The organism is Salinispora pacifica CNR114 (assembly GCF_000514775.1).
Taxonomy (GTDB): Bacteria; Actinomycetota; Actinomycetes; order Mycobacteriales; family Micromonosporaceae; genus Micromonospora; species Micromonospora pacifica.
Genome location: NZ_AZWO01000024.1, coordinates 85,392 through 92,129, shown reverse-complemented (window position 1 = coordinate 92,129; position 6,738 = coordinate 85,392). Strand labels below are relative to the sequence as shown.

General features: G+C 67.7%; 8 protein-coding genes. 5 read left to right on the top strand and 3 right to left on the bottom strand.

Annotation, left to right across the window (positions count from 1 at the left end; genetic code table 11):
• From B118_RS0116495 to mycP, 5 genes are all read left to right on the top strand, one after another.
• On the top strand, positions 1-359 hold a 359-nt coding region (locus B118_RS0116495; protein WP_028193046.1), incomplete at its 5' end, for an Ig-like domain repeat protein.
• Between the two features lie 310 nt (positions 360-669).
• Complete coding sequence (locus B118_RS32150; protein ID WP_162173351.1) at positions 670-861, top strand: hypothetical protein; 192 nt, start codon at positions 670-672, stop codon at positions 859-861.
• 421 nt (positions 862-1,282) lie between these two features.
• On the top strand, positions 1,283-1,759 hold the full coding sequence (locus tag B118_RS0116485; protein WP_018811823.1) for a hypothetical protein: 477 nt from the start codon (positions 1,283-1,285) through the stop codon (positions 1,757-1,759).
• A gap of 246 nt (positions 1,760-2,005) precedes the next feature.
• On the top strand, positions 2,006-2,647 hold the full coding sequence (locus B118_RS0116480; RefSeq protein ID WP_018221399.1) for a hypothetical protein: 642 nt from the start codon (positions 2,006-2,008) through the stop codon (positions 2,645-2,647).
• 416 nt (positions 2,648-3,063) lie between these two features.
• The gene (gene mycP / locus B118_RS0116470) at positions 3,064-4,362 is read left to right on the top strand and encodes a type VII secretion-associated serine protease mycosin (RefSeq protein ID WP_043541442.1); all 1,299 of its coding nucleotides are present in this window, start codon (positions 3,064-3,066) and stop codon (positions 4,360-4,362) included.
• A gap of 109 nt (positions 4,363-4,471) precedes the next feature.
• Here the strand turns inward: mycP and B118_RS0116465 are convergent, their stop codons facing one another.
• From B118_RS0116465 to eccB, 3 genes are all read right to left on the bottom strand, one after another.
• Positions 4,472-4,759, bottom strand: coding sequence for a WXG100 family type VII secretion target (locus B118_RS0116465; RefSeq protein WP_018221402.1), 288 nt, complete (start codon positions 4,757-4,759; stop codon positions 4,472-4,474).
• A 19-nt stretch (positions 4,760-4,778) separates the two neighbouring features.
• A complete protein-coding gene (locus B118_RS0116460) occupies positions 4,779-5,108 on the bottom strand; it encodes a WXG100 family type VII secretion target (RefSeq protein ID WP_018221403.1) in 330 nt (109 codons plus the stop codon).
• Between the two features lie 144 nt (positions 5,109-5,252).
• Complete coding sequence (gene eccB / locus B118_RS0116455) at positions 5,253-6,701, bottom strand: type VII secretion protein EccB (RefSeq protein ID WP_028188486.1); 1,449 nt, start codon at positions 6,699-6,701, stop codon at positions 5,253-5,255.
• Positions 6,702-6,738: the final 37 nt, after the last annotated feature.

Below are 6,738 nucleotides of genomic sequence, written 5' to 3'. Positions count from 1 at the left end.
TCACCCTCACCGCCACCGTCACCTGCAACGTCGACACCCCCACCGGAACCATCACCCTCCGCACCAACGGCACAACCCTGGCCACCGTGCCCCTGACCACCAACGCCACGGCCACCCACACCACCACACTGCCCACCGGCACCCACACCCTCACCGCCCACCACACCAGCACCAACACCTGCCCCAACAGCCAATCCCCACCCACCACCATCACCATCAACCCCGACCTACCCATCACCGGCCCCACCCTCACCACCACCACCACCACCGCAGCAGCCGCCACCCTGTCCATCCTGGCCGGCGCCATCCTCATCTACGTTGCGCGCCGACGCCGACCACACCACCATCACCCTGAATAGACGGGGCGTCGGTCTGCTGGACCTCGGCTTACGTCCTGCCGAACGAGACGCTCCGACGGGTCCGGTTTGCAGGAATGCCACGCCAGAATGCCAACGTGAGCACCTGACTACAAGGCACCTCACCCCGTGAGGCGTAGTCAACCAGTAACGCCGATGGCCGAGGGGGCCTCCGGACTGGTCTACGAGCGGGACTGCTGCGCCTCGTTCCGGCGGGATAGCCCGCCCCGCTGCGGTGCCATCCTTTGAAAGGATGTTGACAATACAACACACGTGCCGCAGGTCGTATGTCCGCAGCCGATATCCGTCGCCCGTGACAGCCTCGCCGACGTGGCCCTTCCGCGCCCACTACGCCGGACGCATCACCTACGTCACCCGCCGTGGTCAGCGCAGGGCCGCCATCGTCCCCGCCGAGGCGATCGAGCGGGCCGAGGACGCCGCAGACGTCGCCGCCGCCCGTGAAGCCCTGGCCCGGATGGACGCGGGCGACACCCGATCCCCCTGACCCAGCTGCGCGACGAGCTCGGACTGTGACCGCCCACCGCCGGCCACCCCGTCGAGGTGGAGCGTGCCGCCGCAAGCTGCCAGCGGCTGCCCGGCGGTGGGTTCACCCTGCGAACCACCCGGGCTGCACACGCGTCAACGGTCGGCCCGAGCTGCTGGGACGGGACCTGGTGCAGGGAGTTGGTCGAGTCGGTCAGGGGCCCCACGCCGGCCTCGGTCGCCCGCGCAGCATCACGGCGATGACACCGCCCCCAGCATGTGACCTTCGGAGGTCTACGTGGCTGAATCTTTGCCGGTAGTCGGGGTGGACCGGCAGGGATCGCCTCGATCATTTAATCGAGGTTCACTTATTCATCGGATACTAACAAAGCACTTTTAGGCTTCGGGGGATGAATCCAAGCCCTCTAGCACCTGGAGGTTCCATGGGCCGCGCCCGTCAGGCGATGTCCCGACTGATCGCCACGGCTATCCTCATGGTCGCCGGCCTGGCCGTCGCACCGGCGACGGCCGCCCACGGCGCCGATCAATCCACCGAGCCCGCCGCGCAGGCGAGTGGCTTCTGGGCCTGTTCGGTGCCGTCTGGATACACCTACACGGCGGTACGGCGACAGCTCAACGTCTGCAACCCCGGCGGCTTCGCCAACTCCTATTATGTCGTCGCCCCCAGCGACGGGGTCTGGACCTGCACCGTGCCGTCCGGATACACGTACTCCTCCGTGCGACGACAGCTCAACGTCTGCAACCCCGCCGGCTTCGCCAACTCCTACTACCTGCGGGTGCCCCAGGCCGGAATCTGGGCCTGCACCGTCCCACCCGGCTTCTCGTACTCCTCCGTGCGACGACAGCTCAACGTCTGCAACCCCGCCGGCTTCGCCAACTCCTACCTCCTGGTCGGCTGACAACCGCCGGACCACTCACTTCGCACATCAAAAAGCGATAAATGCGCATGCAGCGCATTGCTGTCGGGCTTGCCAGCGTGCAGCTATACATGGCGAGCGTTCATGAGATACATCGTGCTCGATGTGGCGGATGACCAGGGCTGCGCCGGCGCTCATCTCTAGGTTTCTCGCCATCCGGTGCTGGCTCCCGGCACCACGAACCCGGCGTCACCGACGCGATGACGCCGCCACGAGGAGGAACAGCACATGCCCAGGATCACCGCAGGGCTCGCCGCAGCCGTCACGGCTGGCGTCCTCGCGATCGTCGGCACGGTCGCGCCAGCGGCCGCCCGGCCGAGTGCTACCGCCGACCTGCCCAACTTCCGTGTCGGCATCCAGATGATTGACAACGGCAGCCAGATCGGGGATGCCGAGTACACCCCGTACTCCAACTTCGGCGGCGGATGTTCCCCGTTCGCCGGAGACACCAACACGTTCGACCCGGACGGCGCCCGGCTCTTCCTGGAGCCGCCGCCGCGCTTCACACCGCTGAGCCGCGACTTCCGGATCGGCGCTCAGGCCACCGACCACAACGGCAGCCAGACCGGTTTCCTCCAGTGGTCGCCGTGGGCCAGCGAGGGCGGCGGCGTGAGCGACTTCGCCTTCGACAGCAACGGGTTCGACCCCGACCAGGTCAAGGTCTGCCTGGAGACCCGCGACATGCCGGCTGGCGTCGTGTTCTACGACTTCCGGTTGAGCATCAAGGCGGTCGACCACGGCGGCGCCGACCAGGGCGGCACCCGCCAGTTGACGCCGTGGGCGGCCGACGGCGGAGGCGCAAGCCCATGGGCGTACGACTCCAACGCCTGGGACCCGGACGGCTTCGCGGTCGGCATCGAGGTCTACTGACCGCCGCCGAGCAGGCTCAGTGGCTACTGGGCCTGCTCGGTGCCGCCGGGATACGCCTACACCGTGGTGCGGCGGGAGTTGGGGGTTTGAGGAGATCAGGTGGGCGCGGGGTCGGACTCGGGCGCCGCAGCATCTGCTGACGTTGGTGGTGCTGCTGAAGGCGTATCACCGGTTGGGCTACTTCGCGGATCTGTTCGAGGTGCCGCTGCCGATCGTGGAGCACCATTCGGGGGCGTGCCCGAGTTAAAGCCTAAGGTCGATGCGGAGCATGACCCGGAGCGCACCTGCGACTCACAAGCCGGCGCGGTTGCGGTGGTCGATGCGATGTTGGTGGTGGATCCGGTGTCCCTGCCCCGAGCACCGCCCAAAAATCGCTAGGATGCAGCGGCGTTGTACAGATGAGAGGTGAGCGCGACATGCTCCGCGATCGTCGTCAACCTGCCGGTGCGCTCTTGCTTGCCCTGGTTAGCTCGACCGTCCTGATGCCACCGGCGCCAGCCATGGCGGCTCCGTCGGCTTGCGCCAATCCAAGCGAGCCGGGTCAGGTCATTAGTGACACTCCCTGGCACCAGCAGTGGCTCGCCCCACAACGGGTTTGGCCGTTCAGCACCGGTGCCGGGGTCGAGGTGGCCGTCGTGGACTCGGGCTCCGACGGTAGCCACCCGCAGTTGGACGGCCAGGTGATTTCCGGGTTCGACGCCCTCCGCGGGACGCCGGGTGGCGACTTCGACTGCGTTTCCCACGGCACCGCGGTGGCCAGCCTGATCGCCGCGCGCCCACAGGAGGGCATCGGCTTCCACGGCCTGGCCCCGGACGCCACGATCCTCCCGATCCGGGTCAGTGAACAGGCCGGCGGCGGAGGCACCGAAGGCCAGGGCGAGAGCGTCTCCACCGAGATCTTCGCGCAGGCCATCCGTCGGGCCGTTGACAACGGCGCTGATGTGATCAACATGTCGGTAACGCTCTACCAGCCCGACCCCGAGGTCGAGAGCGCGATCCACTACGCCCAGCGGGCGGATGTGGTCCTGGTCGCCGCCGCCGGAAACTTCCACCGCACCGACGGCCAGCCCGACCCGGTGCCATATCCCGCCGCGTACGAGGGCGTGATCGGGGTCGGTGCGATCGACCAGCAGGGCGCACGGGTAGAACAGTCACAAGTCGGGCCCTACGTCGATCTGGTGGCTCCTGGTGGTGCGGTCGTCGCGGCAACCCGCGTGGACGGCCACAACGTCTGGAGCGGCACCAGCTTCGCGACGCCGCTGGTGAGTGCGACCGCGGCCCTGATCCGCGCCGCCGAGCCGCAGTTGTCGGCCGAGCAGGTTTCTCGCCGGCTACTGGCTACGGCCGACCCGGCGCAGGGGGGCCCGGAGCAGGGCTACGGGCAGGGAGTGCTCAGCCCATACCGGGCGGTCACCGAGCGGTTGAGTACGGCGGCTCCGGTGGCCCCAGCCCCGTTGCCCGACCCGCTGTACGACGCGGCGGCGCAGGAGCGAGCCGAGCGGTGGCAGGTCTTCGGGCGGGTGGCGCTCTGGGGCGGCCTGTCGGTGACGGTGATCGCGCTTGCTGTCGCCGTAGCTGTTGCCTTGTTGCCGCGCGGTCGACGCCTACGCTGGCGCCCGACGCGCCTCGGGGATCCACCGCCCCCGCCTCCGGAGATCGACGAGCCCGATGAGGCGTTCTTCCAGGTGGCCACCACCTCGCCGCCCCGTAGCTGACGATCGGCTTGCACCCACTACCACGTTGCCGGGCGGGCCCAGGCCGTCAAGCCAGTGAGAAACGCCGATGGCCCGGCACCAGGCCGGGCCATCGGGACGTCCGAAGAGATCAGCCGCCGAACTTCGCCTGGTTCGCGGCCTCACGGGCCTGCATCCTGGCTGCCGAATCGCGCAGGGCTCGCTCAATCCGGCTAAGCAGGTCGCGCAGGTCGTTTGCCGCGGCCTCCCACTCGCGCTGCCGGCGGAAGTACGCTTCGCGAGCGTCACCGTCCCAGGTCGCGAGCAGGGGTGCGATGCTGGACTTGAGCGTTTCGAGCTCGCCGTTCATGTTCTTCAGGCTGCTGCCGCAGCTGTCCGCCGAAGCGGCCAAGGCAGCGAAGTTGTACCGAATTTCCATTTCGGAACCTTCTCCCCCGTCAGAGCTTCAGTGCCGCAGTGATTTGCCCGGCGGTGGCGCCGGCGGAATCCATCTCAGACTTGATTTCTTCGTCTGCGACGTCGTAGTCCTTGCCGGCCGACCCAACCGCCTCGGCGATCGCCCGCAGCGCCACGTTCAACCGCGCCATGTCCTGGTCGAACCGCTGGCGCACCTGCTGGAACGAGCCCGCACCAGCACCCTTCCACTGGTCGTACAGCGGCGCGAGCTGGTCCATCAGCTGGTTGAGATTGCTGGTGAGCCGATCGGCGGTAGCGTTTACCTCGCCCTCGGTCTTCACCATCAAGCCGGTATCGGTACGCATCGTCATGGTGGAGTCACCCCCGTCCTCATCGATCCCCCCGCAATGGCGGAGGCGGCCTCGTTGCGGTGCGCTCACACCGCTTTCCGTACGAACCGTAACGGGTCATGTCCAGCCCGCGCTAGGTCAGCTCGCTCTGGTCCGAATCAGCCTCTACTGTGGCTGCCCCGGCTGGGCTGGATCAAGAGTCTGCTTTGCCGCCGCCGGATCGAGTGCGGGACCGGCGGGGAGCCGATCAACCAGGCTCGCCGGTAGTGCAATGGGCTCCACATCGCCATAGCCGAGGGTATTCGCCACCTCTTTCGAGGCGAGCGAATACCGATAGCCGAGGTCGGTAACCAGACTTAGGGCACCCGTCGACGCGTCGGGTGCCGGCATAGCTTCAACCAGGACGCCGTGCCCCGGTTCGATTACGACCCGGTCCGCGAGCGGAATGCCCGCGCTGCTCTGCTTTGGGGGCAACGCTGGCTCCCGCACCTGCTCCGCCTGCCCCTCCAGGAGCAGGGTTGGCTCGCTTCGCCCCGGGTGGTAGGCGGCACAGACAGCCGGTTGATCGCCGACCTCACGAATGATGTCGGGACGCTCCCCAGGTGCACGGTGCGGTCCCTCGACCGCCGGCGGCGCCTTGGGTGCCGCCGCCGCGGCGCCGGCCGAGAGTGATATCGGCTCAGGTGCCGCCCCATTCGGATACGCCCGCGTGGTCTCCGGATCAGCCAGCAGCACCTCGGCCTCAAGCTGGGTCAACGGCCGCAACTGCGCTCGCTCCACGAGGTAGTACTGGCGGCCACCACTCTGGCTTTCCACAACCAGGACCTGACCGATTCGGGTGTCGGGTCTTGCATCTGAAAGCTCGCCGCGGCCCACCACGTTCCGGATGCCGATCGGCTCACCGGCGGGTAGGGCGTTCAACCACGCTCCGCCCACCTCTACCTGCCGTTCGGTCGTCATCGTGAGTCCTTCTAGGATGATTTTTTCGTCCTGAATTTCGTACCGGTGGTCCCGCCAGATCAAATGCAGTCGGTTGGTCGTGGTGTCACGGACCAGAAGCGCCATGTCGCCCAGCTCCTGCCCACCACCGGGTGCGGCCCCGACGGTCAGCACAGTGGTGGCGACGTTCTCACCCGCCGAATCGCGAACAGGCTGGGTGCAGAGCGTCCACGGCCCGGCGAGAAGCCGCTCCGAGTCGGGTAGCGCGTCGGGCGCATCCCGAATGCCGATCGGGGTGCCGCGCGGCGTGCCGAGCAGGGAGTTACGGGAAACGGACACGGTGCTCCCCGCCGAGCCCAACGCCAGCAGCGCCGACGCGTAATTGACGACCGGATACAAGCGACCCTCTCGATAGATGTACCGAGTACCGGTCTCTTTCTCCAGAATGACGACTCCCTGTTCTTGCCACTTCGTGGCACCGCCGGGGCGCAGTAGCCCGTAGACGCCCACCGCGGCGAGACAGAGCACCGCCACCATGATGCTCGCGAAGCCGGCACCACCGAGCCGCCGAAACGGTGCACCGTTCTCCGGATCAGGCTCCCGGGAAACGAGCGCGGAGGTCATCCGCTGGACGAAGAACTGATACGACTGGACCTGGTCCCGCCGCGAAGACATGGCACCCTCCCCCTGCGTACGGTCGGCACAGCTGGAG

What these genes read in the sequence shown, in the direction of transcription:
- B118_RS0116480 (WP_018221399.1), top strand. Translation starts at nt 2,006, where the DNA reads ATGCCCAGGATCACCGCAGGGCTCGCCGCAGCCGTCACGGCTGGCGTC.
- B118_RS0116485 (WP_018811823.1), top strand. Translation starts at nt 1,283, where the DNA reads ATGGGCCGCGCCCGTCAGGCGATGTCCCGACTGATCGCCACGGCTATC.
- mycP (WP_043541442.1), top strand. Translation starts at nt 3,064, where the DNA reads ATGCTCCGCGATCGTCGTCAACCTGCCGGTGCGCTCTTGCTTGCCCTG.
- B118_RS0116460 (WP_018221403.1), bottom strand. Translation starts at nt 5,108, where the DNA reads ATGACGATGCGTACCGATACCGGCTTGATGGTGAAGACCGAGGGCGAG.
- B118_RS0116465 (WP_018221402.1), bottom strand. Translation starts at nt 4,759, where the DNA reads ATGGAAATTCGGTACAACTTCGCTGCCTTGGCCGCTTCGGCGGACAGC.
- eccB (WP_028188486.1), bottom strand. Translation starts at nt 6,701, where the DNA reads ATGTCTTCGCGGCGGGACCAGGTCCAGTCGTATCAGTTCTTCGTCCAG.